This is a genomic window from Desulfotomaculum sp. 1211_IL3151, assembly GCF_036763075.1.
Taxonomy (GTDB): domain Bacteria; phylum Bacillota; class Desulfotomaculia; order Desulfotomaculales; family Desulfotomaculaceae; genus Desulfotomaculum.
Genome location: NZ_JBAIYV010000039.1, coordinates 15,147 through 40,490 on the forward strand (window position 1 = coordinate 15,147; position 25,344 = coordinate 40,490).

The following is a 25,344-nucleotide window of genomic DNA, read 5'->3' on the forward strand; positions in this document are numbered from 1 at the left end:
ACATGAAAAACCGCAGGATTAAGGATAGACACGTTTTTATTACCATCGGTTTAGCAATCGTTTTTTGGTATATTACCTTTTCCTTACAGCTATTTAATTTTTGGCTTTCCATGGGATTTGCTGCTACTATGCTAAGTATCTTGGCCATGGGGTGGGGTGGCTTTCCTTATAGCAGAGAACAGCTAAACTTCAGAACCATCGTTATTGGTGTAGGGTCAGCTATATTGCTATACTTTATTTTTTTTCTGGGTAACTATTTATCCCAATTGATTTTTAACTTTGCAAAGCCTCAAATATCATCAATATATAACATTCGCAGCCAGGCAGAAGCCATTGTGATTACGCTCGTTTTACTTTTTATCACCAGTCCAGGTGAGGAGATATTTTGGCGAAACTTTTTACAGAGATGGTCAATGCAAAGGTTTGGTGGGTTTATGGGGTGGATTAGCGCAGCACTGGTTTATGGCGGTGTACATATGTCTTCTGGAAATTTTATGCTTACGATGGCTGCCCTTACTGCAGGATTATTTTGGGGATATATTTACTGGAAAGAAAGAAACACCCTGGCGGTTACAATTTCCCACTCCTTGTGGACAACCAGTATATTTGTCCTTTTCCCCCTCATGTAAATCCGTATTATTTATAAAATTCCTAAAAGTCCTGAAAAAAAGCCTGTGAAACGATGACAACTCTTTCTTTACCTATATTGACTTGAACAAAAGGAATATATATCCTATTTATAAGAAAGGTATTTTTTAAAATTGAGGTGATTGATTGTGAAATTAAACATTAGGCAAAAGCTATTTGCTGGTTTTGGGGTCGTTTTGTTAATAACCCTGCTAACTTGTCTGTATCTGGTCACAAATATGAAAAATATTGACAGAAACTATGGTGAGCTTATTGATCAAAGGGCTTATCTTCGTTATTTGTCAGTGCAGACAATCTCTGAGGGGAATAAGGCAGCGGGCAGTCTAAGGGGTTATATCATTAATGGTAAGGCTGAAGGCCTTGAAAATTTTCAAGGGGCCATTAGCAATATGGAAAAGACCTTTAAGGAAATGGAACCACTCGTAGTGACCGAAGAAGGTAAAAAATTATTTAATGATTTTACCAATAAATTTGCAAATTATAAGGAACGTACAGCTCAGTTAGTTATCTTGATTAAGGAACGTGAAGCAAGCCAAGGTTCTGAAAGAATAGTGGCTGAAAAGAATGTAATGGAACTTTTCGGCAAAAGCAGCGGGGTAATCGTTGACCTGGATCAAGCAGGTAATAATTTTGCAAGTCACGTTTCTGTTTTATTAGAAGATGGCAGTAAAGAAAATGCGGAAAATGTTAATAGGGTTATCGCATTTTCCAGTATCTTAGTTTTTATTACTATTTTACTGGGGCTGATCATTGCCTATGTGGTAAGTCAGATGATTGTAAATCCTGTCCGGGGGGTCAATGAAGAAGCAGCTAAGATTGCCAGCGGCGATCTAAGTGGTAATGAGATAAAAGTGAAATCACAGGATGAAATTGGCCAATTGGCCCAATCCTTTAATACAATGTTTATAAATCTAAAGAATATGGTTCAACAATTGCAAGAAAAATCAAATAGTGTTGCCTCCTCTGCGGAAGAACTTTCTGCCGGGGCAGAAAATGTTTCTGCTGGTGCCAATGAAACTGCTTCCACCATTACCCAGGTGGCGGCAACGGTGGAGCAAGTGTCCACTAACACCCAGAATATTGCAGCCGCTTCGGTTCAGGCCACTAAACATGCCAATGAAGGTGAAATAGCCATTCATAATATTAGGGAAAAAATGGATTCCATTCAAAGGGTGACCGAAGTCAATGGCAAGATAATTAAGAACCTTAATCAATCAACAACCCAAATTTCTAAAATTGTTGATTTGATTAACCAAATTGCTGATCAAACGAATCTGTTGGCCCTAAACGCAGCCATCGAGGCAGCCAGGGCTGGGGAACAGGGCCGGGGATTTGCTGTGGTGGCAGAGGAAGTAAGAAAATTAGCCGAGCAGTCAACGAATGCCACCAAAGAGATATATACCCTCATTGCCAACATTCAACAGGAATCCCAACGGGCCGTTGATAGTATGCAGCAAGCCCAGAACCAAGTGGGTGAAGGTGCTGCTGTTGTCCACAATGTAGGGGAAACAATTGAACAAATCATTTTATCCGTACAAAATATTGCCGATGACATTCAGTCAGTGGCTGCTGCAACGGAAGAAATGACTGCTTCGATGCAAAATGTAGCGGCTGCGGCAGAGGAACAAACAGCAACCATGGAAGAAACTTCTGCCAATTCCCAGGATTTGGCTAGAGTAGCAGAGGAGCTGGACAATATAACTAGACAGTTTAAATTATAAGCCACTAATTTAACCCTTAAATAAGTTAATGTCTTATGATAGCCTAATACTTCTGTATAGATGGAAGATTAGGCTATTTTTATTGTCTGAGAAGCAACACAAATTTTTAAAAAGCTCGTTACAATTATCTGCTTCATACGTCTATATTTTTAAGTTTAATAAAAGGTGGGATTTTATGGAACAATTTAATAAGGGGAAGTATTATGTTATCGCAGCGGGTTTAATTGCTTTGTCTCTGGTTATTTGTGCACTGGTTTTGGCAAATCCTCTATCAAATTTTGCTTCCAGCAAGACATCCATTGTGGTTACGGGTGCAGCAAAAAAGGAAATTGTTTCAGATTTTGCTGTTTGGAGTGGTTCCTTTTACCAAGAGTCAGCGGATTTAGCGGAAGCCTATGGCAACCTAAAAAATGCTTTGGCAACAGTTAAGTCTTACTTAGTAAGTAAGGGAGTCCCAGAGGATCAGATTATTATTTCTTCCATTTCTACCATGCCGCAATATATTTATAATCAAAATGGCAATAGCACTGGGCAAATCTCCAGTTATCGACTCTCGCAAACGGTAGAAATTAAATCCAATGATGTTCAGAAAATAGCTAGCATTGCCAGAGAATCCACGGAGCTTATTGAGCAGGGTTTGATCTTCGAATCCCTGCCGCCACAGTACTTTTATACCAAACTGAATGATTTAAAAGTAAATATCTTGGCCGAAGCTACTAAGAATGCCAAAGAAAGGGCAGAGAAGATGGCTACCAGTACGGGAAGTAATATTGGGGCTATCCGGTCCGCCAAGATGGGTGTTTTCCAAATTACGCCTGTAAACTCCAATGAAATCTCTGACTATGGAATTAATGATACCTCTTCCATAGAAAAAGAAATTACAGCGGTGGTAAATGTGGAATTTGCCATAAAATAATAGACGAAGGGGACAGTTGATAATTATTTTAAGTGAGAGTATCGCAAACTACTTTAACAGTAGCCGGCGACACTCTCTTTTATTTAAAGAGGTAAATAAAAAGCAGGCAAACTATGACATAGTTAACAGTATTTATGAAAAAAGTTGTTATTCTATTAAAAAAATCCCCTTTTAAATTAATAGCTGTATACAAGCGTTAATAATGTAATTAAATCGTAATAGATGGTCTTATTTGTGGTAACATTTTCTTGATATAATTTAAAGAAAAGACAAATTTAGGGGGGTAAATTGTGGCTATTAACAATCATACGAATTTAAACAGCACCGATGAAATAGGAAAACTTGCCAGTTCCTTCATGATGATGCGCCAAAACCTACGGGAACTAATTGGTCAATTAGCTGAAAAATCCCACCAGACCAATGACTTAGCCAATACCATGTCCCAGAGTACGAGTCAAGTATCCCAGGCATCTTCCTCCACGGCTGCTACCATTATGGAGATATCTGCCAGTTCGGACGGCGTGGCTGAACGGTCCCAGGAAGTTGCCGCAAAGGCTAGGGAGTCGGCGGCTTTAGCTGATCAGGGCGCGAAAAATATGCAGCAAATGACCGCCCAGATGAGTTCCATTTCCACTGCTTCCCAGGATGCTGTGGCAGCGGCTCAACGCTTGAATGATACTTCTGCTAGAATCAATCAAATCCTATCAGTCATTGGAAATATTGCCGATCAGACCAACCTATTGGCCTTAAATGCTGCCATAGAGGCTGCTCGGGCTGGGGAACATGGCAGGGGCTTTGCAGTGGTGGCCGATGAAGTGCGTAAACTGGCTGAAGAATCTGCCCAGTCTACGAAGGAAATCAGCAATTTAATTAATGGGATTCAAGTTGAAATTTTAGAAATTGTGTCAAAGATGGATAGTACCAGCCGTGAGGCTGTGAAAGGAAACGACATTGTACAGCTAACCTCCCAATCTTTTATAGAAATTCACCATGCAGTCGATGACGTGAGCTCCCAGATTGAGGATATGGCCGCGGCTACCCAGGAAATATCCAGTGGCGTACAAAATATTGCCGCTGCGGTGGAGGAGCAGACAGCTACCCTGGAGGAAATAAACAGTAATATTGAAGTATTGGCCAGTGTGTCCGATGACTTACAAGGAATGGTAAAAGGATTTAAACTATAGAGCTTGGAGGGTGCCATGAAAAATTTAAGCTTAAAGTGGAAGGTATTGATCCCCTTGGTGCTGGTGTTAGCCACCACGGCTTTGCAAATCAACCTAATTATTGCCATGAACCAAGCCCAGCAGGAAGATGCGGTGAAAGTTAATGTAGCTGGCCGGCAGAGAATGCTGAGTCAACGCATGGCCAAAGATGTGTTTGGCTATGTTCTAACCTCAAACTCCCAACACCAGGAAGATTTAAAAGTAGCCATGGATATCTTTGAACAGTCCCTACATGCCCTAAAGACAGGAGGTCAATTGGATGTGGGGGGAACAAAGGTAGAGGTAACGAAAACGGAAAACCCAGAAATCGTAACCCTCTTATCCGAAGCTGAAACAAGCTGGCAGGGGATGAAGTTAGAAATTAACGGCGTTGACGGTAGTTCAACGGACGCCATAGCTAAGGCAGAAGCCATTAATGAACAGTTAATTAAAATGGTAAACACTTTTGATCAAGCAACCAAAATGTATGAGACCGCTTCGGCTGTTACGGTTAAAAAGAATATGAGTGTTATTTATGCCTGTGCAGTGGGCTATTTGTTTCTGATATTCTTTTCCTGGTATATTACAAACAAATATATCATTAAACCCGTAACGGCATTGCAGAGGGCCGCAGAGGATATTGCCAAAGGGGATTTATCAGGAAGCAGCAGGTAAAGAGGTTTGAAAAAACGCCCCTCAAGGGCGTTTTTTAGTATAAGGTTGATTTATTTCAGATTTTTACGGATGCTTCACGGTATTTTTCTACTTCATCGGTTAATTTATTATTATTCTTACTGATTATGTTTAAATATTCTTCCAGGATTTTCAAGAAGTCACTTGTGCCGCTGTTTTTAATAGCCTTGGTATACGCTTCTTGGGCTTTGGGGTTTAGGGTATTGGAATCGTAACTAAACAAAGGGGTATTGTTGAGACCATAAAGGGTAAAGAGCAGATATTTTTCATATAATTGTTTCACGTCATTAAGTTTAACTGAGTCTTTGTAAGTATGGATAAACTTTTCCTGTTCTAAGGCTCTTTTTACAACTTCATCCCAGCTTATTACCAATGCTGCATCCTTTGCAGGAACTTGATTAGACTCTACGGCCATAATTTCTATATAATTTTTCAAATCGGGAGTTACATAATCACTATATTTCTTATAGAATTGGTAATTAAGGATAGGGAAGAAGGTACCCTCCGCGGTTTCTACTTTGTAACCACTGTTGTTCGTTTTTTGCACCAGTTCTTTTAGTCCGGGGTCCTTTACAGCGCCATTCATGACAGCTTCATATTCATTGGCAAATTTACTTTGGTTGTCACCTTCTGTAAACATGGTTTCATATTGAGGTAGTTTTTTCAACTGGAGTTCCTCAAATTTTATAACCATTTCAGAAGCATTTTCTTTCGTAACGAGGGATATATTGTCACTGATAAATTGGGCCACATCTGCTACGCTGGAATCCTTTTGCAGCATGGAATGGAAATTTTCCATTACTGAATCTGATTTTGCTTGCTGCTGATCGATGGGTTTGGTTTCATTATTGGAGGTGCAACCACTAACTATAAAAAGGGTGAAGCAAATCACAAGAACCATAAACTTTTTTAGCATTTTTCATCATCCTTTCTCAATCTAATACTAAGACGAATTAAATAGAAAAATGTTACGCTTATTAAAAAAGGAATGGATAGTGATAATAGGAAAATGAAACTCGAAGTGCTGATACAACAAAAATTAGACCGGGAACCAGCGATTTTGGATCGGGAAGAGTATTTTAACTCTGTGGTGCTGATGCTACTCATCAAAATAGAGGGAGAATACCATTTTATATTTCAAAAGAGAGCATCAACCATTCGTCAGGGTGGGGAAGTCTCCTTTCCTGGAGGGAAATATGAGGAATCCGATAAAACCTATGAATATACTGCCCTGCGTGAGACGTCTGAGGAAATGGGTATTGCAGAGAATAAAATAACCATCCTGGGAAGTTTGGGTACGCTGGTGGGTCCCATGGGTGTTATTATAGATACCTTTGTTGGCATAACGGATATCTCGATCGATCATATTCAGGCCAATCCCGATGAAGTTGAAAAAATCTTTACTGTACCAGTGGAATACTTTATCAAAAATCAACCTGAGAGATATTATGCTACCGTCCAGTTTCACCCATCCCATACCGATGAGAAAACGAAGCAGGAAATTGTATCCTTTCCCGCTGATATATTAGGACTTCCGGAGGGGTATAAAAAGCCTTGGGGTAAACGTAAATATAGCATTCTGGTCTATAAAACCCAAGAAGAAATGATTTGGGGTTTAACGGCAAAATTAATTGATAACTTTGTTAAAAAAATAATGCAATAAAATCAATATGCCGGCATTAGCCTTTATCAGAATGTTGTACAAATTAACATGGCAAATAACTTACAGTTTATTGACAGTTAGTTAGATATGGTTTAACATAAATTCTAACGGTAGAATGGCGAGAAATAAATGTAAAATGGGCAGGACGGTAGGTATAGAAGGGGTTATGAAAATGCACTTAAAAAGCCTTGTTCTTGAGGCTTTTTTGGCTGATTGGAAAGGATAAACTTTCCAGTATGCAAGGGCATCCTGGCATTCACCTACGCCTCTATCCTTGGGAGTAGGGATGCGAGTATTTTTCTAATTTTTTCTGCCCCGCCAACTACCAAACTATTTTGGGAGGTAGAAAGCGTTGAAAAAATTATTGTTGTCTCTCATGGTTATGCTATTGGCAATGGGACTCACTGGCTGTGGCGGTGGCGGTGAGGCACCGAAGAACCAAGCGGCTGAACAGGTTAAACTGGGCATTATACAAATTGTTGAACACCCTGCCTTGGATGCAGCGAGAAAAGGATTCTTGGATTTAATGAAGGAAAATGGTTATGATGACAAAAAAATGGTCGTAGACTATCAAAATGCCCAGGGAGATCAGGGCAATCTGCAGACCATAGCCCGCAAATTTGTACAGGATAAATCCAATCTTGTTCTAGCCATTGCTACCCCTTCAGCTATGACCATGGCTAATGAAACAAAGGATATTCCGATCATTATTACTGCGGTTACAGATCCGGTAAGTGCTAAGTTAGTCATGAGCGTGGAAAAGCCGGAGACCAATGTTACCGGCACAACCGATATGAACCCGGTAAAAGATCAGCTTCAGCTGATCAAAGATCTCGTGCCAACGGCTAAGCGGATTGGTGTTATTTATAATTCCAGTGAAATAAATTCCCAAGTGCAGGTTGATGTAGCAGAAAAAGCTGCGCCCGAATTGGGTTTAGAATTAGTTAAGGTTACCGTCACGGTCAGCAGTGAAGTAATGCAAGCAGCACAGTCCTTAATTGGTAAGGTAGATGCGATTTACCTACCCACAGATAATATGGTTATTTCTTCGATGGCCGCCGTGCTTAAGGTGGCGGAGGATAATAAGATACCTGTTATTTCAGGAGAAAGTAATTCCGTAGAAAATGGTGCGTTGGCTACGGTAGGTATTGATTATTACCAATTGGGCCGCACCACAGCCGAAATGGCCATTCGGGTATTAAATGGTGAAAAACCCCAGGAAATGGCGATCCAGGGTCAACCAGGGACGGATATTGTTATTAATTTAAAGGCTGCTGAGAGAATGGGTGTTACTATTTCCGAGGACTTTAAGAAAAAGGCCAATAAAATTATTGAATAGGTGATTAAAGGTGACAACAAGTATTTGGCTAGGTGTGCTTGAACAAGGCTTATTATGGGGTATCATGGTATTGGGAGTTTACATAACCTTTCGCGTACTAAATTTTCCAGACCTAACGGTGGATGGAGGTTTTACTCTCGGTGCTGCGATCTCCGCCAGAATGATTTTTGAGGGGTATGATCCTTGGATAGCAACTGCAGTGGCACTGGTTAGTGGTGCTATAGCTGGTATCTGTACAGGTTTTTTGAATACTAAACTGAGAATTGCGCCTCTTTTAGCGGGGATCCTAATGAACATAGCATTATACTCCATTAACCTTAGGGTAATGGGAAGTAAAGCAATGCTTTCATTGCTGCGTATGGATAATATCTATACGGATGTTACCAACGTTGGTATTCCTGCCGGACTGGCAGTGGTAACCCTTGGTTTAGGCACCACCATACTGATAACATACTTGTTGTATACATTTTTACAGACCGAAATTGGTATGGCTCTACGAGCCACTGGTGATAATGAACAAATGATCCGCAGTTTAGGTGTTAACACAAACTCCACCAAGATTATGGGTTTATCCATCGGTAATGCCTTGGTGGCATTATCCGGTGCCTTGGTTGCCCAATACCAGAGCTACAGTGATGTAGGGATGGGCATTGGTATGATTGTGGTGGGATTGGCCTCTGTTATTGTAGGGGAAGTTGTGTTTGGCAAGCGTACATTGCTGAGAGCCCTTGTGGCGGTGGTGATTGGTTCTATCATCTACCGGGCAGTTATTGCTGTGGTTATGCAGTTGGGTCTGCCTACCACCGATCTTAAACTATTTACGGCTTTATTAGTTATATTGGCGATGTCATCACCGCTTATAAAAGAAAAATTCTCTGGTCAGTCGGGGAAAGCGAAGGGGAGTGTGGACAATGCTGTCGATAACAGAAGTTAAAAAAACCTTTAACCCTGGCAGTGTTAACGAGAGATTGGCTTTGGCTGGAGTTTCCCTTAATTTAAAAGCGGGTGATGTAGTTACCGTTATTGGTGGAAACGGAGCAGGGAAATCTACTTTATTGAATATGGTTGCAGGTGTCTACCCGGTGGACGAAGGGAAAATTGCCATAGAAGGCCAGGCCGTAGAACATCTGCCGGAGCATGCCAGAGCTTCTTTTATTGGCAGGGTGTTTCAAGATCCCATGAAAGGGACCGCCGCTTCTATGACCATTGAGGAGAACCTGGCCATGGCCATAAGGCGAGGTCAAACCCGCAAGCTAAGGAGGGGGATTCGCAGCAAAGACAGGAATTTTTTCTGTGAGCAGCTCAGTTTACTGGGCTTGGGGCTGGAAAACCGCCTAACCACACGGGTTGGTCTTCTCTCCGGTGGGCAAAGGCAGGCTTTAACCCTGTTGATGGCAACCCTGGTTCCCCCCAAACTTTTGCTGCTGGATGAGCACACGGCAGCACTAGACCCTGGCACCGCTGAAAAGGTTTTAGAGCTGACCAAGAAGATAGTAAAAAAACATAACCTTACCACCCTGATGGTTACACACAATATGGAGGATGCCTTGAACATTGGCAACCGAACCGTCATGATGCATGAAGGACGAGTAATTTTAAACCTCAAGGGTGAGCAAAGAAAAAATACAAGGATACCCGACCTGTTAGAAATGTTTAAGAAGGCCAGTGGCAAAGCCATGGCCAATGACCGGATGTTATTAGCAAATTAAAAGGAACGGTTAAGGCCGTTCCTTTTCTATGTGTATTATTTAATAACGAAGGGCCGGGTCCTCCTGTCTCAAAACCCGTAAAGCACCCAGGGCCAAGGCCTCCATCTCTTCTTCCCCAGGTACCACAACCACTGGGGCAATAAAAGAAACCCGGCGGATAATTTCCTCTGTGATAAATTTTGAATGGGCCATTCCCCCGGTTAAAATGATCCGATCTACATTCCCCGCCAGTGTGGTTGACATGGCACCGATTTCCTTGGCAATTTGATAACACATGGCATTTAAACTAAGCTTCGCTTGTTCATCTCCTTGATTTGCATGTTTTTCCACTTCCCTGACATCTTTGATACCAAGGTAAGCATACAGGCCACCCTTCTTCAGAAGAAGAGCAAGCATTTGTTCTTCCGTATATTTACCAGAATAACAGAGTTTAATTAATTTGGCAGAGGGGAGGGTGCCGCAGCGTTCTGCTGAAAAGGGACCTTCATTATTGGCATTGTTAACGTCAATCATTTTGCCTCTGTGATGAGCTGTTACTGAAATTCCGCTGCCTAAGTGTACAACTACTAGATTCGTGTCCCCATAGGCTTTGCCAAGGGTTGCGGCCACTTTGTGAGCCACAGCCTTTATATTTAAGGCATGGGACTGACTGCTTCTCGGTAGTTCCGGAAGGCCAGAAAAACGGGCCAGTGGGTCCATCTCATCCACCGTTACCGGGTTCACAATATAGGCAGGAATATTGTGAGGGACGGCTAAATAATAGGCAAGAATGGCACCTAGGTTCGCAGCATGCTCTCCCCCCGGGGCGTAGTAACTTTCTTCGACTAGGAATTGATCAATCAGGTAAGTGCCACCAAGCAGGGGTTTTAATAACCCGCCCCGGCCAACAATGGCACTGAGCTTTTCTATCGTACAGCCCTTTTCTTGAAGGGTATGCATGATTGCTTTTAAACGATATTGATATTGGTCACCAATTTTTTTAAAGGAGGACAGTTCTTTGTCAGCATGTTCAATAACCTGTTTCCAAAGGCAAATTTCATTTTCAAAAAGAGCTACTTTAGTAGAAGTAGAGCCGGGGTTTATGGCTAATATCTTCATGTTATCCACTCCATTGATATTTTCCATTTAATGCAATGCCAGTACACTTGTATTATTATGCGGAAGTAATATAATTTATTTGTTATAAAGTCGCTATAAGCGGCTGTTTTTTCAGTGACTACATGATTGGGGTGTTGGCTATGAAAAAAATTCTCCTGTTAGCCACTGGTGGAACCATTGCTTCGGTACAGGGTCAGCAAGGATTGGCGCCGGCCTTGGCCAGTGAGGAACTGATAAGTTATTTGCCTCAGTTAGATCAAAACTATGTTATAGAAAGCAAAGGGCTGATGAGTATTGATAGTACCAATATGCAGCCGGAATTTTGGATCACCATCGCCGAAGCCGTTTATGAAAATTACCAGCTTTATGATGGCTTTGTCATTACTCACGGTACCGATACGATGGCCTTTACTGCTGCTGCCCTTTCCTATATGCTCCAAAACCTAAATAAGCCAGTAGTGTTAACTGGCTCTCAGGTACCCATCAGTTTTCAGAGAACCGATGCTAAAAAAAACCTAACGGATGCTATTTTCTTTGCCTGTGACGGGATTGGTGGAGTTTATGTCATTTTTGACGGAAAGGTAATAAGTGGTACCAGGGCAGTAAAGCTTCGGACCAAGAGTTATGATGCCTTTGCCAGTGTCAATCACCCTTATGTAGCTTATATTGACGGTTCACAGATATACTATCATTGGAAACCATCCCCTCCCATCGATCAAAAGCCGAAGCTGGACACCAGTCTATGCCCGGATGTATTTCTATTAAAACTATATCCCGGCATGAAGCCGGAATTATTTGACAGTCTTAAACAGATCTACAAGGGTATTGTGATTGAGAGCTTTGGCAGTGGTGGTGTGCCATTTCAGGGTAGAGATCTGTTGCCCAAGATAAAGGAATGCATAGACGAAGGGTTAGCCATGGTGATAGCTACCCAGTGCTTGGAAGAAGGAGAGGATCTAAAACTCTATGAAGTAGGTCATAAGGTGGCCAATGATCGTGTGATTCTTTCTGGTGATATGAATAGTGAGGCCATTGTACCCAAGTTGATGTGGGCCTTAGGTAAGACGAAGGATCTGCAAGAAGTAAAAAGAATGATGGAAACCCCCATTGCCAGTGACCTTAACTGTAAAACCACAAAGACCGCCGTACTTTAAGAAATCAATCCTTCTCATAAGCTAATTAGTTAGTATTTAGTTATTTAGTTTTTTTGCTAAATCACTTAAATCCTTGGACATATAAAGAATCTCATTGACCGAAGCTGAAATTTCTTGTACCGAAGCAGTTTGTTCTTGGGCAACAGCAGCAATTTGATGTATTTGTTCGTTAAAATCAGACACGGAGGTCATAATTAACGTCAAGATATTTTGTATCTCCCTGACGGAACCAACTGTTCGATCGGAAAGTTTTCTAATTTCGTGGGCAACAACATTAAAACCCAACCCATGTTCACCTGCCCGAGCAGCCTCAATAGCAGCATTCAAGCCAAGCAAATGGGTTTGGGCGGCAACATCTTTGATCAGATTCAGGACTACATCTGTTTTCTGAACATTACTATTGATAGCGTCTGCCTGGCCTGTTAGATTACTGGATGTGGCTGCTAATTCTTCAGACGCTGCGGATAAATTAGTGGTGGTTTCATTGATGATAAAAAGGGATTTTTCTAACTTCTCAGCGTCTGCCAAGAGACCATCCTGGGTTGTGGTTGGTTGAAAAATTCCCAAAGTGCCAATTATCTCACCCTGCTCATCATAAAGGGGGGAACAGGTTGCCAAATAAGCCACACCATAAAATGAAGTGTCGGTTATTTTAGTAACAACTTTTTTTTGACTCTGTAAAACCTGATGGGTTGTGGTACCAGGCTTTATCGGATCACCCCGCTTTACCTGATGATTAAGGGAGATGCCAGGTTCATAATAATGAAATATTTCCTTATCGGTTAAAGAGAGGGCACACTCCGATCCGATTGTATTTTTGATGACCGCAGCAAAATTAATGAATTGTTCCCAATTGATGTTTGACATTTATTATCACCTCTAACGGTTTCTTATGGTAAAGATATTATTCATAAAAGGTAAAAACCCTTTTTAGTTATCTGATTCTTCTGTATTTTTTTCGCTAATTATGTAATATGCTGTCTAGATAATGGCAGGAGCAGATGTTCTTTTATTGCTTTACCAGTAATAAAAGGGTTTTTATGTCCTTTCTTTGATAAATATCTGTTGATAGTTTTAATAAACCGCCTTCACCAAAATGTATCGTAAGGATGTTTCCTTGAGGATTTAATGCAACACTTCTAATATCAGAAACTTGGATATAAATATTCAAGACTTTTCGTTTCACTAAAGCGGATAATAGGCCGGCACTTGTATCCCAGCCACGTATATGCAGCATATGGGGGGTGAAAGTAATTTTATGCATCAGGATAAAGGTAACCAATAACGCGCCGCAGGCCGCTATGCACATAGATATGACCACACTTACTAGATAGAATGAAATGGGGAGGTAGTTTATAAATAAGAGATGATTGAGTAAAATGCTTAGGTTAACAGCCAATATAAGAACGAGTAAAATTATTTTGTCCTTACGTCTAACAGTAAAGTCGCACATTTTACCACCCCGTAAATATGTTTGCTAGCTATTTCTATAATTAGTATCAAAAAACCTCCCCACCTTGAAAAAAAAATCACAAGCATACCGGGGTGATGTTTTTCAAGATATTCATTTAAGAAACAAGTTTTAGTCCGATTGCGGAACCTAAAACCATAGCTATCAGGACAATTCTTTTCCAATCCTTTGATTCTCCAAAAAATAGCATGCCGACTAAGGTACCGCCAACAACACCAATCCCTGTCCAAATTGCATAACCTGTTCCCATCGGAATAAATCGCAAGGAATAACTAAGTAGGGCAAGGCTTAAGCCAAACCCCAAAATCAATAAGCTGACGGTTTGCCAATTTCGCTTAACAGACAATTGATTAATCATTGCAACACCAAATGTCTCCAATAAGCCTGCTAACATTAATGTAAACCAAGCCATCAGGATTCAGCTCCCTTCTCGACCTTATTATCTGTGACTAGTTTCAAACCAATGACGCCAACTAATATTATTATTATTAGCATAATTTTTTCCCATTTGAATGGTTCTCCAAAGAAAAGAATTTCTGCAATGACAGTACCTGCTGTTCCTAATCCTACAAAAACGGCATAGACCGTTCCAGCAGGAAGTACTTGTGCCGCTGTAATCATTAAATAATTACTGACGATGATAGCGATAACTGTCGCCGTCCAGGTCCAAAAATCATAGGCATGAGTTAGTCCAATCACCCAAAATACTTCAAGAAAGGCCGCAACAAATACTTTAATCCAGTTTGTGTTCATTTAAATGACACCTCTGTTTATTTTATTCCTGCAAAAATCAAAGTAAATTCCTGAGTGTTTTTCTTTTAAAACAAATAAGCCCGGGGATATCCTATAAAAGATATCTCCCGGGCTTTTATCCCTCCGTGTCACAGTAAGCCTGTGGTTTTCTCTCGGACCTGACCAGTCTGGAGACTGCGGAACCCTAGAAAACTTTATTATTACTTTAACAGATTATTTCGAGGGTGGCAAGGCTGTTTTAGCTAAACAAAATTCCTTTTCCCCAGTGAATTTTGGCTTTTGGCCCAGCATTTGAAAGAACCCCCTTACCGCCGTCATTGGGTTTCTTACCTCATGTCCTATACCAGCCGCCATTTTTTTATAGGTGATGAAGGAATAATTTCAACGATTCAAATGCAACCAGTTGGGTATTTCTATATCCCCTTGGATTCTTATTATTTTTAGATTATAATGTGGTATTTAATGAAACTGTTAGCTAAAGGCTAACAGCTAACAGGGGGAGTTTTGGTGTGAATCGATTGATCGTGGTCAAGGGTGCGGGGGACATAGCAACCGGCATTGCCTATCGTTTGTGCCGCTGTGGGTTTCGGGTGGTAACCACGGAACTTTCTCAGCCCACTGTGATTCGACGTACAGTGGCCTTTGCTGAAGCCATTTATACTGGAAAGATGGTGGTGGAGGAAGTCACCGCAGTGAAAGCAGTGGGAGAGGAAGCCCTTTCGGTGGTGGCGTCGGGGAAAATTCCGGTTGTGGTAGATCCAGCTGGTGCAGTGATCAAAGATATAAAGCCCTGGGCGGTGGTGGATGCCATTTTGGCCAAAAGAAACACGGGTACTCAGATATTCGATGCCCCGGTGGTGGTGGGGGTAGGACCTGGCCTTAGGGCTGGCGTGGATGTACATGCGGTGGTGGAGAGTGCGCGGGGCCATTACCTTGGTCGTGTCATTCACACGGGACAAGCGATTCCTGACACAGGTTTTCCTGGTGAGGTCGGTGGGCATACCAAAGAAAGAATTTTGCGGGCTCCTTGTTCAGGGGTATTTCGGGCGGAAAGTGAAATTGGTGCTGTGATTAAGGCTGGTGAAGTGGTAGCCATGGTGAACCAACAGCCAGTGGCGGCAACCATCTCTGGCGTGCTGAGGGGCCTTCTGCATGATGGACTTACCGTAGAGCATGGAATGAAAATAGGTGATATTGATCCACGCTGCCAGCCGGATCATTGTTTTACCATCTCGGACAAAGCCAGAGCCATTGGCGGTGGGGTCTTAGAAGCACTACTTTTTCACGCTGCCAGGGAATATAAGAATTGAGGTGACAGGATGACACTTTTTAATGGGTTATTGGCTGTGGCGGAGCGGGGTGAGTCAGCATACCTAATTACCCTGGTGGGTGTGCCAGGGGATGGAAATGCTGCCCTCGGACAAATGCTGGTACTTTTTCCCGAGGATAGGATAGAGGGGGAGCTTGTGGATGCCACTTTTACCCAAAAAGTCTTAGAGGAGATCAAGGGCCGGCAGTGGGAAAAGCCTAAGTTGCTTACCATTTCCTATCAGCAGCAAGAATACCAGGTGTTTTGGAATTGCCTGGCCGGTAAAATGCGAGCAGTCATTTTGGGGGGCGGGCACATTAGCCAACCCTTAGCCTTGTTTTTAACCTTGTTGGACTTTGAAGTTACGGTGATCGATGACAGACCGGAATTTGCCAACCGCCAACGCTTTCCGAAGGCAGATCATATTATCTGTGAGGATTTTACCAAGGCTTTAGAGCAGACAACCTTTGATGACAGCACAGCCGTTATCATTGTTACCCGGGGACATCGCTACGACCTGGATTGCCTTAGAAGCATTGCCGATCAAAGGGCAGGTTATATGGGTATGATTGGCAGTTTCCGACGGGTCAAGGCGGTACTGCAATTATTAAAGGAAGAAGGAGTTTCAACTGAGTGGTTAAATGCTCTAAAAACACCCATTGGATTAGACCTGGGGTCCCAAAGCCCAGCCGAAATAGCGCTGAGCATCGCCGCAGAAATAGTGGCACAGTTTAAGGGTGGCAATTTTCTGCCATTGAGTTCACAGAGGGGGAATCTAAATGGATAAATCAATGTTGCAGCGAATCTGTGAACTACGGCAAAGGGAAGAGACCTTTGCCCTGCTGACGATCCTTTCGACCAAAGGTTCAACCCCTCGCAAAGCCGGGGCAGTGATGCTGCTGGAACGTACAGGCAGAACCTTTGGTACCATTGGCGGTGGTTGCGGTGAAGCAGAGGTCAGGCAGCGGGCTCTTATGGCCATGGATGAAAAAGCCTCCTGTACCCATCGGGTAAGTATGCTCAATGATGTGGCGGCTGAAGAAGGTATGGTTTGTGGTGGTATTATGGACGTATTTATTCAGGTTTTTACAAATTCCTAGAAATTGCGGGAGGGTCCCATGACGATTAAAAAGGTAAAGGTAGAAGATGCGGTGGGCATGGTGCTGGGTCACGAACTGACGAAAATCGTGCCAGGCAGCTATAAAGGCCCAGCCTTTCGTAAAGGACATATTATCCGAGAGGAGGATATACCTCATCTTAAGGATATTGGCAAGGAGCATATTTATCTCATAGAGATGGGCCAAGGACAACTCCATGAAAACGAGGCCGCTGACCGTATCGCTCGGGCAGTATGCGGTTCCAACGTAGAAATTGCGGCACCTTCGGAAGGCAGGGTAAATCTTAAGGCTAAAATCCCAGGCTTATTAAAGATTAACCGAGCGGCAGTGGCCGAACTGAACGAAACGGAAAATGTGGCCTTATCTACTAAACATTCCGATATACTGGTAAAACCCGGTGATCTAGTGGCTGCTGCAAAAGTTGTACCACTGGTAATTGAGGAGAATGCCGTGGCAGAGGTGGAGGAAAGGGCGGCAAAATATAAAGAAATTGTTCGGATACTCCCCCTTGCCCCACTGAAAGTCGGTACTGTTATCACCGGCAATGAAGTTTTCTATGGCAGAATAGAGGATAAGTTTGCGAAAGTGATTACCGCCAAAGCCCTGCATTATGGTGCAGAACCAATGGGTATTGTTTACCGGCCGGATGATTCCCAGGCTATTCGGCAAGCTATCCTGGAACATATCAAAAAGGGAGCGGATATCGTCATTGCTGCCGGGGGTATGTCGGTGGACCCAGATGACGTTACCCCGGAGGCTATCCGTGCCACCGGAGCAGATATTGTAACTTATGGCAGCCCAGTGCTGCCCGGGGCCATGTTTATGCTGGCCTATTTGGGGGACACGACCCTTATTGGTCTGCCGGCCTGCGGTATGTTTGCTAAAACAACGGTGTTTGATCTAGTCTTTCCACGCATCCTGGCTGGGGATCATCTAACGAGAAAGGACATAGCAGCATGGGGTTACGGGGGATTATGCAGCAGTTGTCCTTCCTGCACCTATCCCCATTGCCCCTTTGGTAAATAGCATGGTTTCTGCGGTAATCTTAGCAGCGGGGCAAGCTAAGCGGATGGGGCAACCCAAACAATTGCTGCCCCTGGGTGGCAAACCCATGGTTTATCATGTTGCGGCGGCGGCCTGTGGGGCAAAGCTGTTAGAAGTGATAGCCGTTACCGGGGCCGCAGGGGAACAAGTGGGGCAGGTGCTTACCGATTTGCCCCTACGAATTAGCCATAATGAAAACTGGCAAAAGGGACAAGCCAGTGGGGTTCGTTTGGCCGTACAGTCCCTGGATCCCAGGGCCAGAGCAGTGCTCTTTCTGCTGGCGGATCAGCCCCTGGTGGACAAGCAGCTTATTAATATGCTGGTAAAGTCTTATCAGGACAGTGGTGCAAGCCTAGTGGTTCCCCGCTGGCAAAACCAACGAGGCAACCCGGTTTTATTTGATCTTAGCCACTGGCGAGCCGATCTGCTGCAACTCACAGGCGACCAAGGGGCCAGAGGTATTATAAAAGCTCATCCCCAATGCATTCACTATGTTGACATACCCAGCCCGGAAATATTTCTTGATGTGGACACACCGGAAGAATACCAACAGATGCAAAAATTGTGGATCAGACTCAGGGGAGACTCAGGGGGAAGGTTCTCTTTAGTCTTTTAAAACGCAGGAAGATATCCAATTCTTCATGCGTTTTTTATTGCCATAACCAATATTTACAGCTTTTTTTTGGCATGATAGTAGCGAATATTAATAGACAAAATATAAATTGAGAGGTGCATGATGGACAGGATCCAATGGGAAGCAAACAAAATGCAAGGAAAAGAGAAAACTTCCACAGATTTTCTAAGTGAAAAAGAAATACAAAAGGCCAAGCAGTTTCACCAGAGTTTTCCCGAGTATAGTATTACTCCCCTGCGCAGCCTGAATAATTTAGCCAAATTTTTGGGTGTGGCCGGTATTTACGTGAAGGATGAATCCTATCGCTTTGGCCTAAATGCTTTTAAAGTGTTGGGTGGTTCCTTTGCGATGGCCAAATACCTAGCTCAAAAACTTGGGAAAGATATAAGTGAGCTAGACTATCCTACCCTGACATCCGATGAAACACGCCGCCAGTTAGGTGAAATTACCTTTGCCACAACCACCGATGGCAATCATGGCCGTGGTGTGGCCTGGACCGCCAACCGTTTAAAGCAGAAGTCGGTGGTTTATATGCCCAAGGGTTCTTCCATTACCCGTTTGGAAAATATTCGTGCCGAGGGGTCCGATGCCTCTATCGTAGATATGAACTATGATGATGCGGTACGCTTGACTGCTGAAAATGCCCAAAAATACGGTTGGATTGTTGTTCAAGATACTGCTTGGGAGGGTTATGAGGAAATCCCGACTTGGATTATGCAGGGCTACGGCACGATGGCAGCAGAAGCCTGGGAGCAACTTAGGCAAATACAGGTAGAAAAACCAACACATGTATTTGTTCAGGCTGGTGTAGGTTCCTTAGCTGGTGCAGTACAAGGTTACTTTGCTTCCGTATTCGGTAAGGACTGTCCCAAAACCGTTATTGCAGAAGCGGATAAGGCAGACTGTCTTTATAAATCTGCCCTGGCCAACGACGGCAAGCCTAGGGTGGTGGGCGGTGATATGGATACCATTATGGCTGGTTTGGCCTGCGGTGAACCAAATATTATTGGTTGGAAGGTATTAAGGGACTATAGCGAGATGTTCTTTTCCTGCCCCGACTGGCTGGCGGCTAAAGGCATGAGGGTACTTGGCAACCCCGTCTTAGATGATCTGAGAGTTATCTCCGGCGAGTCCGGTGCGGTTACCACCGGCCTATTGTTTGAACTGATGACCAGCCCAGACTTGGCAGAAGCCAAAGCGAAGCTGGGTCTCAATCAAGATTCTCAGATTCTTCTATTTAACACCGAAGGAGATACAGATCCAGATCACTACCGCAGCGTAGTGTGGGATGGTAAGAATCCTAGCTACAGGTAAACGATACGTGGGGTGACAAAAAATGCTTACTGAAAAAAGAAAGCAAAATTTAATAGAACTTTGCCAGGAACTGTTGCGTCAGCAAAGCTATTCCGGTGAAGAGGGCAAAGTGGTTCAAAGTATCTCTGAAGCCTTTAAAAACATGGGTTTTGATGACTATTTTGTAGACAGCTATGGCAATGTTATTGGCCATATTAAAGGAAAAAAGCCAGGCAAAAGTATTTTATTTGATGGTCATATCGACACCGTACCCGTGCCGGATGCTTCAAAGTGGGTTCATGCACCCTTTGGTGGTGAACTTGTTGCTGGAAAAATCTATGGCCGAGGGGCCTCTGATATGAAAGGGGCAGTCAGTGCCATGATTGCCGCGGCTGCCTTCTTCGCCGAAGATACCCAGCGGGATTTTGCCGGTGACATTTATGTCGCCGGAGTGGTGCATGAAGAAATCTTCGAAGGCATCGCAGCCAGAAAAATCAGCGAGGCGATACAACCGGATTATGTGGTCATCGGCGAGGCCTCCGAGCTTAACCTAAAGCGGGGTCAAAGGGGACGGGCAGAAATTGTGGTCGAAACCTTTGGTAAGCCGGCTCATTCCGCCAACCCGGAAAAGGGTATTAATGCCGTGTTAAAGATGTCCAAACTAATTGACCGCATTGAGGGCATAGAAACACCTGAACAAGAGGTGTTAGGGAAAGGTATCTTGGTGCTGACCGACATCAAGTCTTCTCCTTACCCCGGGGCTTCGGTGGTACCTGATCACTGCCGGGCAACCTATGATAGAAGACTGCTGGTGGGTGAAACGCCTGAATCGGTTCTGGCCCCCATTAAGGCACTGATTGCTGAAATGGAAAAACAAGACCCCGAATTTAAAGCCTCCGTTTCCTTTGCAGTGGGCGCAGAAAAATGCCATACCGGCGAAGTTATTAAAGGTGAACGCTTCTTCCCAGGTTGGCTTTATGACGAAAGAGATGAATTTGTCCAAGCAGCCCTAACCGGCCTAAGGGAGATTGGCCTAAATCCGGAAGTGACCCATTATTCCTTCTGCACCAACGGGAGCCACTATGCCGGGGAGAAGGGTATCAAAACCATTGGTTTCGGCCCTTCCAGGGAAAACCTGGCCCATACTATTGATGAATATATCGAAGTAGAACAACTTTGCAAGGGTGCCGAAGGGTACTATGCCATTATGAAATCGGTACTTAAAGCATAATAAGGAGAGCCCGATGAGGACAATATTAAAAAATGGCCTAATTGTGGATGGGACTGGTCAAAAGGGCTTCCGGGGCAGTGTAGCCATTGAGGGAGAACGTATTCTCGCCCTTGGAGATATTCCTGAGCAGGACAATGATGTAGTGATTGATGTCGGCGGTCTGGTGGTGGCACCTGGGTTTATTGACACCCATAGCCACTCGGATCTTAAAGTACTGATTGATCCCTACATTGAGCCAAAAATCCGTCAGGGGGTAACCACCGAGGTACTGGGACAGGATGGCATCTCGATGGCCCCACTGCCGGAACAATATATCAGTCCCTGGCGTAAGAACCTGGCTGGTTTAGATGGTGATAGTGACAATATAAACTGGCATTATAAGACAACAGATGGCTATTTAAGCATGATGGAACGGCAAGGAGTGGGGCTAAACCAGAGTTATTTGGTGCCCCATGGGAACGTTCGGATGGAAGTTTTGGGGCTGGGCAATCTCCAACCCAGTGTAGCAGAAATCAAAAAAATGTGTGATGTGACCCGGCGGGAAATGGAAGCAGGTGCCTATGGATTATCAACCGGCCTTATTTACATGCCCTGCGCTTATTCCGAAACCAATGAAATAATTGAAATGTGCAAAGTTGTGGCGGAGTTTGATGGTGTCTTTGTGGTACACCAACGCAGTGAAGCGGATACCATTCTGCCCTCCATGGCAGAGGTTATTGAAATTGGCCGTCGCTCCGGTGTTAAGCTGCACTTCTCACATTTTAAGGTTTGTGGCCGAAAAAACTGGCGCTTCATTGAGCCGGTGCTGGAATTTTTAGATAGGGCCGCAGCAGAGGGTCTCAAGGTTTCCTATGACCAGTATCCCTATGTAGCTGGCAGTACCATGCTTGGCGTTATCTTACCCCCTTGGGTCCACGATGGCGGTACCGATATGCTGCTTAAACGCTTGAAAGACCCAGAGTTAAGGAAAAAAATGATCGATGACATGGAGCGGGGTATCCCTGGTTGGGATGATTTTGTTGATTTTGCCGGCTTGGATCAAATTTTTGTTACGAGTGTTAAGACAGGGAAAAACCAAGACCTAGTGGGTAAAAGTTTAGTTGAAATCGGTAAGATGCGCGGTAAGGACCCCTATGAGGCCACCTTTGATTTACTGTACGAAGAAGAAAATGCCGTGGGCATGGTGGATTTCTACGGTAAGGAAGAACACGTTGTTACCTTTCTGACCCGCCCGGAGCAAAATGTCTGCACGGACGGACTGCTGGCCGGCAGGCCCCATCCTCGGGTTTATGGTTCCTTCCCCCGGGTTCTTGGACGTTATGTAAGGGAAATGAAGGTTCTGACGCTAGAAGATGCCATTCGTAAGATGACCTTTCGCCCGGCGGAAGTCTTTGGCTTTGAAGGCAGAGGGGCACTGAAAAACGGTTATTTTGCCGATATTGTGGTGTTTAACCCGGATACCATCATTGACAAAGGAACCTTTGTGGATCCCATTCAATTCCCCGAGGGAATTGAACATGTCTTTATTAACGGCGAAGCGGTAATAAAAAGGGGTGTGTATCACCCCCTGTTGGCCGGTAGGGTGCTAAGAAAACGTCAGAAATAAAAGGAGTGGCGAAATGCTGCTGGTTGGCAACGGACAGGTTATCACCAGGGATGCTGCCCAGCCCTACTTAACCAAGGGTTGTGTGGCCATACAGAACAATCTAATTGCAGAAGTGGGAACTACCGAGGAACTGCAGAAAAAATACCCGACGGCTCAATTGATTGATGCCGGGGGTAAAATCATCATGCCGGGTATGATCAATGCTCACATGCATTTGTACAGCACCTTTGCCCGGGGCATGGCCCTCAAGGATGCACCGCCCGGTAACTTTCTCCAAATATTGGAGCGTTTGTGGTGGCGCTTGGACAAGGTGCTTAGTCTGGAGGATGTCTATTACAGTGCGATGCTGCCTTTGATTGACTGTATTAAAAACGGTACTACGACCATCTTTGATCACCATGCCAGCCCAGGTGCAGTAAGGGAAAGCCTGTTTACCATTGCTAAAGCAACGGAGGAATTGGGTGTGCGCAGTTGCCTTTGTTATGAGGTATCAGACCGAGATGGTGCTGAGATCATGGACCAGGGTATCAAAGAAAATATGGATTTCATTAACCATACCAAGGTTAATGATAATGATATGGTTAAGGGAATGTTTGGTCTTCATGCCTCCATAACTCTCAGCGATGCCACTCTGGCCAAATGCTGTGAGGCCAATGCTGGTTCCGGTGTCGGCTATCATATACATACAGCCGAAGGGTTGGCCGACGTCACGGATGCCCAGGAAAAATACGGTATGCGGGTGGTTGAACGGCTAAACCGCTTTGGCATTCTGGGCCCCAAAACCATCACGGTCCATTGTGTACATGTCAATGAAGCGGAAATGGATTTGTTAAAACAAAGCTTAAGCCGAGTAGTGCACAATCCTGAGTCCAATATGGGGAATGCTGTGGGTGCCGCTCCGGTCATGGAAATGATGCAGCGAGGTGTCTTTGTGGGTTTGGGAACCGATGGTTATACCAGTGATATGTTTGAATCCTTTAAGGTAGCCAATATCCTGCATAAACACACCCAGCAGCATCCCAGTGCAGCTTGGGTGGAAGTACCCACCATGTTGTTTGAAAACAACCCCGGGATTTGTCAGGAATACTTTGCCAAGCCCCTGGGTTGCTTAAAACCAGGGGCCTATGCGGATGTTATCATTGTCGATTACAACCCGCCCACACCCATGTCCAGTGATAATCTTAATGGTCATATTTTATTTGGTATGTCTGGTCGGGCAGTGGATACTACCATCATCAACGGACGGGTAGTTATGCATAATCGTAAGCTTCAGGGCATTGACGAAGAAGAGATTTTTGCCAGGGCAAGGGAATTAGCAGGCAACATGTGGCAGAGGTTTTAAGCAATAATCAATACTATGACGATGGGAAGTAGGTGCTAACAAGTATGGCAGATCATGTTGCTCCGGTAGATGAGATGTTACCAAAGGGACAATTATTTGTTTTTGGTTTACAGCACGTGATGGCTATGTATGCCGGTGCCGTGGCGGTGCCTATTATAATTGCCAACTCCTTGGGGTTATCAAGGGAAGAATTAATTTATTTAATTAATGCTGATTTGTTGGTGGGTGGAATTGCCACGGTCATTCAATCTTTGGGTGTTTGGAAGCTGGGGATTCGCAGCCCAATTATGCAGGGTGTATCCTTTGCCGCTGTGACACCCATGGTTATGGTGGGCGCTCAACATGGGTTACAGGGTATCTTTGGTGCCACCATAGCAGCCGGGCTGATTGGATTTCTAATTAGTCCTTACTTCAGTAAGCTTATTCGCTATTTTCCGCCGGTGGTCACGGGCACCATTATTACACTTATTGGGGTTTCCCTGATGCCGGTAGCAGTACGTTGGGCCGGTGGTGGCAATGCTGCTGCGCCTGATTTCGGAAGTATGAAATATATTGGTTTAGCCCTGATTGTGTTGTTGTTTGTTATCTTTATGTTTAGGTTCTTTACAGGCTTCTATCAGAGTATTGCGGTGCTTTTAGGTCTGATCTTTGGCACAATAATTGCCATTCCCCTAGGGATGACAAACTTTTCACAGGTAGCAACTGCTTCGTGGTTTCAAATTATTACACCTTTCCATTTTGGGATGCCCATCTTTGATTTATCATCGATTTTGGCCATGACCCTGGCCATGCTGGTGATTATGACAGAGACCACGGGTGACATGGTAGCTGTGGGTGAAATTGTTGGACAGAAGGTCGATCGAGAAGGTTTGACCAGAGGCCTGCGGGCAGACTGCTTTTCCACTATTTTAGGCGGTGTAATGAATACCTTCCCCCATTCAGCCTTTGCCCAGAATGTTGGATTATTAGCCCTTACCGGGATTAAAAGCCGTTTTGTGGTGGTTGCTGCCGGCATTATTTTGGGTACCTTGGGTCTGTTCCCTAAAGCAGCAGCTGTGGTGGCTGCTATCCCTCAACCAGTGTTAGGTGGTGCAGGCATTGCCTTGTTTGGCATGGTGGCAGCCAGTGGTATTCGGACACTCAGTAAAGTAAAATTCGATGGTACCAATAACTCGATCCTTGTGGCAGTGAGCCTGGGGCTAGGTCTGATTCCCTTGGCTGCACCTACTTTCTATCATCATATGCCCCAATGGGCCCAGCTAATTTTGCATAGTGGTATTACCGCTGGAAGTTTAGCAGCAATTGCCTTAAATTACTTTTTTAATGAAACGGGTAAAAGACCGGAAGACTCTATGGAAGTTGATGCAGAAGTTGCAGCTTATAGCCAACATTAAGTATAA

General features: G+C 44.1%; 27 protein-coding genes and 1 riboswitch. Of the genes, 20 read left to right on the top strand and 7 right to left on the bottom strand.

Annotation, left to right across the window (positions count from 1 at the left end; genetic code table 11):
- Nucleotides 1–2 precede the first annotated feature (2 nt).
- From V6C11_RS10045 to V6C11_RS10065, 5 genes are all read left to right on the top strand, one after another.
- The gene (locus tag V6C11_RS10045) at nucleotides 3–629 is read left to right on the top strand and encodes a CPBP family intramembrane glutamic endopeptidase (RefSeq protein ID WP_333531026.1); all 627 of its coding nucleotides are present in this window, start codon (nucleotides 3–5) and stop codon (nucleotides 627–629) included.
- Nucleotides 630–776: 147 nt separating this feature from the next.
- A complete protein-coding gene (locus V6C11_RS10050) occupies nucleotides 777–2,369 on the top strand; it encodes a HAMP domain-containing methyl-accepting chemotaxis protein (protein ID WP_333531027.1) in 1,593 nt (530 codons plus the stop codon).
- 175 nt (nucleotides 2,370–2,544) lie between these two features.
- Nucleotides 2,545–3,285 carry an SIMPL domain-containing protein gene (locus V6C11_RS10055; RefSeq protein WP_333531028.1) on the top strand — a complete coding sequence of 247 codons (741 nt, stop codon included), beginning with the start codon at nucleotides 2,545–2,547 and terminating at the stop codon, nucleotides 3,283–3,285.
- A gap of 290 nt (nucleotides 3,286–3,575) precedes the next feature.
- Nucleotides 3,576–4,469, top strand: a complete 894-nt coding sequence (locus V6C11_RS10060) for a methyl-accepting chemotaxis protein (RefSeq protein WP_333531029.1) — start codon at nucleotides 3,576–3,578, stop codon at nucleotides 4,467–4,469.
- A 15-nt stretch (nucleotides 4,470–4,484) separates the two neighbouring features.
- Nucleotides 4,485–5,162 (top strand): type IV pili methyl-accepting chemotaxis transducer N-terminal domain-containing protein, encoded by a 678-nt coding sequence (locus V6C11_RS10065; RefSeq protein WP_333531030.1) that lies wholly within the window; start codon nucleotides 4,485–4,487, stop codon nucleotides 5,160–5,162.
- A 55-nt stretch (nucleotides 5,163–5,217) separates the two neighbouring features.
- Here the strand turns inward: V6C11_RS10065 and V6C11_RS10070 are convergent, their stop codons facing one another.
- Entirely contained in the window at nucleotides 5,218–6,096 is an 879-nt protein-coding gene (locus tag V6C11_RS10070) for a hypothetical protein (RefSeq protein ID WP_333531031.1), read from the bottom strand.
- Between the two features lie 93 nt (nucleotides 6,097–6,189).
- Between V6C11_RS10070 and V6C11_RS10075 the strand changes: the two genes are divergently transcribed.
- From V6C11_RS10075 to V6C11_RS10090, 4 genes are all read left to right on the top strand, one after another.
- Nucleotides 6,190–6,843, top strand: coding sequence for an NUDIX hydrolase (locus V6C11_RS10075; protein ID WP_333531032.1), 654 nt, complete (start codon nucleotides 6,190–6,192; stop codon nucleotides 6,841–6,843).
- A gap of 352 nt (nucleotides 6,844–7,195) precedes the next feature.
- Nucleotides 7,196–8,182: an ABC transporter substrate-binding protein gene (locus V6C11_RS10080; RefSeq protein WP_333531033.1), complete on the top strand. Its 987-nt coding sequence runs from the start codon at nucleotides 7,196–7,198 to the stop codon at nucleotides 8,180–8,182.
- A gap of 10 nt (nucleotides 8,183–8,192) precedes the next feature.
- Nucleotides 8,193–9,116 carry an ABC transporter permease gene (locus tag V6C11_RS10085; protein ID WP_333531034.1) on the top strand — a complete coding sequence of 308 codons (924 nt, stop codon included), beginning with the start codon at nucleotides 8,193–8,195 and terminating at the stop codon, nucleotides 9,114–9,116.
- Nucleotides 9,094–9,891, top strand: coding sequence for an ABC transporter ATP-binding protein (locus tag V6C11_RS10090; RefSeq protein WP_333531035.1), 798 nt, complete (start codon nucleotides 9,094–9,096; stop codon nucleotides 9,889–9,891). The genes V6C11_RS10085 and V6C11_RS10090 overlap by 23 nt, the downstream gene beginning before the upstream one ends.
- Before the next feature lie 39 nt (nucleotides 9,892–9,930).
- On the opposite strand, the gene buk is transcribed toward V6C11_RS10090, so the two are convergent.
- The gene (gene buk / locus V6C11_RS10095) at nucleotides 9,931–10,989 is read right to left on the bottom strand and encodes a butyrate kinase (protein WP_333531036.1); all 1,059 of its coding nucleotides are present in this window, start codon (nucleotides 10,987–10,989) and stop codon (nucleotides 9,931–9,933) included.
- 140 nt (nucleotides 10,990–11,129) lie between these two features.
- Here buk and V6C11_RS10100 point away from each other — a divergent pair, with 140 nt between their 5' ends.
- A complete protein-coding gene (locus V6C11_RS10100) occupies nucleotides 11,130–12,143 on the top strand; it encodes an asparaginase (RefSeq protein WP_333531037.1) in 1,014 nt (337 codons plus the stop codon).
- Nucleotides 12,144–12,179: 36 nt separating this feature from the next.
- Here the strand turns inward: V6C11_RS10100 and V6C11_RS10105 are convergent, their stop codons facing one another.
- The 5 genes from V6C11_RS10105 to V6C11_RS10125 all read right to left on the bottom strand — a co-directional run bounded on the left by V6C11_RS10105 (nucleotide 12,180) and on the right by V6C11_RS10125 (nucleotide 14,721).
- Complete coding sequence (locus V6C11_RS10105) at nucleotides 12,180–13,010, bottom strand: methyl-accepting chemotaxis protein (protein ID WP_333531038.1); 831 nt, start codon at nucleotides 13,008–13,010, stop codon at nucleotides 12,180–12,182.
- Between the two features lie 142 nt (nucleotides 13,011–13,152).
- Nucleotides 13,153–13,596, bottom strand: a complete 444-nt coding sequence (locus V6C11_RS10110; RefSeq protein ID WP_333531039.1) for a hypothetical protein — start codon at nucleotides 13,594–13,596, stop codon at nucleotides 13,153–13,155.
- A 115-nt stretch (nucleotides 13,597–13,711) separates the two neighbouring features.
- Nucleotides 13,712–14,026, bottom strand: a complete 315-nt coding sequence (locus tag V6C11_RS10115) for a DMT family transporter (RefSeq protein ID WP_333531040.1) — start codon at nucleotides 14,024–14,026, stop codon at nucleotides 13,712–13,714.
- Nucleotides 14,026–14,367 (bottom strand): DMT family transporter, encoded by a 342-nt coding sequence (locus V6C11_RS10120; RefSeq protein ID WP_333531041.1) that lies wholly within the window; start codon nucleotides 14,365–14,367, stop codon nucleotides 14,026–14,028. Before V6C11_RS10120 ends, V6C11_RS10115 begins: the two co-directional genes overlap by 1 nt.
- 102 nt (nucleotides 14,368–14,469) lie before the next feature.
- Nucleotides 14,470–14,566, bottom strand: a riboswitch (guanidine-I (ykkC/yxkD leader).
- A 14-nt stretch (nucleotides 14,567–14,580) separates the two neighbouring features.
- Nucleotides 14,581–14,721: a histidine kinase dimerization/phospho-acceptor domain-containing protein gene (locus tag V6C11_RS10125; protein ID WP_333531042.1), complete on the bottom strand. Its 141-nt coding sequence runs from the start codon at nucleotides 14,719–14,721 to the stop codon at nucleotides 14,581–14,583.
- Between the two features lie 155 nt (nucleotides 14,722–14,876).
- On the opposite strand from V6C11_RS10125, the gene yqeB reads away from it, so the two are divergent.
- The 10 genes from yqeB to V6C11_RS10175 all read left to right on the top strand — a co-directional run bounded on the left by yqeB (nucleotide 14,877) and on the right by V6C11_RS10175 (nucleotide 25,338).
- Nucleotides 14,877–15,677 carry a selenium-dependent molybdenum cofactor biosynthesis protein YqeB gene (gene yqeB / locus V6C11_RS10130; RefSeq protein ID WP_333531043.1) on the top strand — a complete coding sequence of 267 codons (801 nt, stop codon included), beginning with the start codon at nucleotides 14,877–14,879 and terminating at the stop codon, nucleotides 15,675–15,677.
- Between the two features lie 9 nt (nucleotides 15,678–15,686).
- Nucleotides 15,687–16,463 (top strand): XdhC family protein, encoded by a 777-nt coding sequence (locus tag V6C11_RS10135; RefSeq protein WP_333531044.1) that lies wholly within the window; start codon nucleotides 15,687–15,689, stop codon nucleotides 16,461–16,463.
- Nucleotides 16,456–16,776, top strand: coding sequence for an XdhC family protein (locus V6C11_RS10140; RefSeq protein WP_333531045.1), 321 nt, complete (start codon nucleotides 16,456–16,458; stop codon nucleotides 16,774–16,776). The genes V6C11_RS10135 and V6C11_RS10140 overlap by 8 nt, the downstream gene beginning before the upstream one ends.
- Before the next feature lie 18 nt (nucleotides 16,777–16,794).
- The gene (locus tag V6C11_RS10145; protein WP_333531046.1) at nucleotides 16,795–17,820 is read left to right on the top strand and encodes a molybdopterin-binding protein; all 1,026 of its coding nucleotides are present in this window, start codon (nucleotides 16,795–16,797) and stop codon (nucleotides 17,818–17,820) included.
- 1 nt (nucleotide 17,821) lies between these two features.
- Nucleotides 17,822–18,454 (top strand): nucleotidyltransferase family protein, encoded by a 633-nt coding sequence (locus V6C11_RS10150; RefSeq protein ID WP_333531047.1) that lies wholly within the window; start codon nucleotides 17,822–17,824, stop codon nucleotides 18,452–18,454.
- Between the two features lie 117 nt (nucleotides 18,455–18,571).
- Entirely contained in the window at nucleotides 18,572–19,786 is a 1,215-nt protein-coding gene (dpaL, locus tag V6C11_RS10155) for a diaminopropionate ammonia-lyase (RefSeq protein ID WP_333531048.1), read from the top strand.
- Between the two features lie 22 nt (nucleotides 19,787–19,808).
- Entirely contained in the window at nucleotides 19,809–20,996 is a 1,188-nt protein-coding gene (locus V6C11_RS10160; RefSeq protein ID WP_333531049.1) for a YgeY family selenium metabolism-linked hydrolase, read from the top strand.
- A gap of 13 nt (nucleotides 20,997–21,009) precedes the next feature.
- Complete coding sequence (locus V6C11_RS10165; RefSeq protein WP_333531050.1) at nucleotides 21,010–22,602, top strand: N-acyl-D-amino-acid deacylase family protein; 1,593 nt, start codon at nucleotides 21,010–21,012, stop codon at nucleotides 22,600–22,602.
- 13 nt (nucleotides 22,603–22,615) lie between these two features.
- On the top strand, nucleotides 22,616–23,944 hold the full coding sequence (gene ssnA / locus V6C11_RS10170) for a putative aminohydrolase SsnA (protein WP_333531051.1): 1,329 nt from the start codon (nucleotides 22,616–22,618) through the stop codon (nucleotides 23,942–23,944).
- Nucleotides 23,945–23,988: 44 nt separating this feature from the next.
- Nucleotides 23,989–25,338: a nucleobase:cation symporter-2 family protein gene (locus tag V6C11_RS10175; protein ID WP_333531052.1), complete on the top strand. Its 1,350-nt coding sequence runs from the start codon at nucleotides 23,989–23,991 to the stop codon at nucleotides 25,336–25,338.
- The last annotated feature ends 6 nt before the right edge of the window (nucleotides 25,339–25,344 follow it).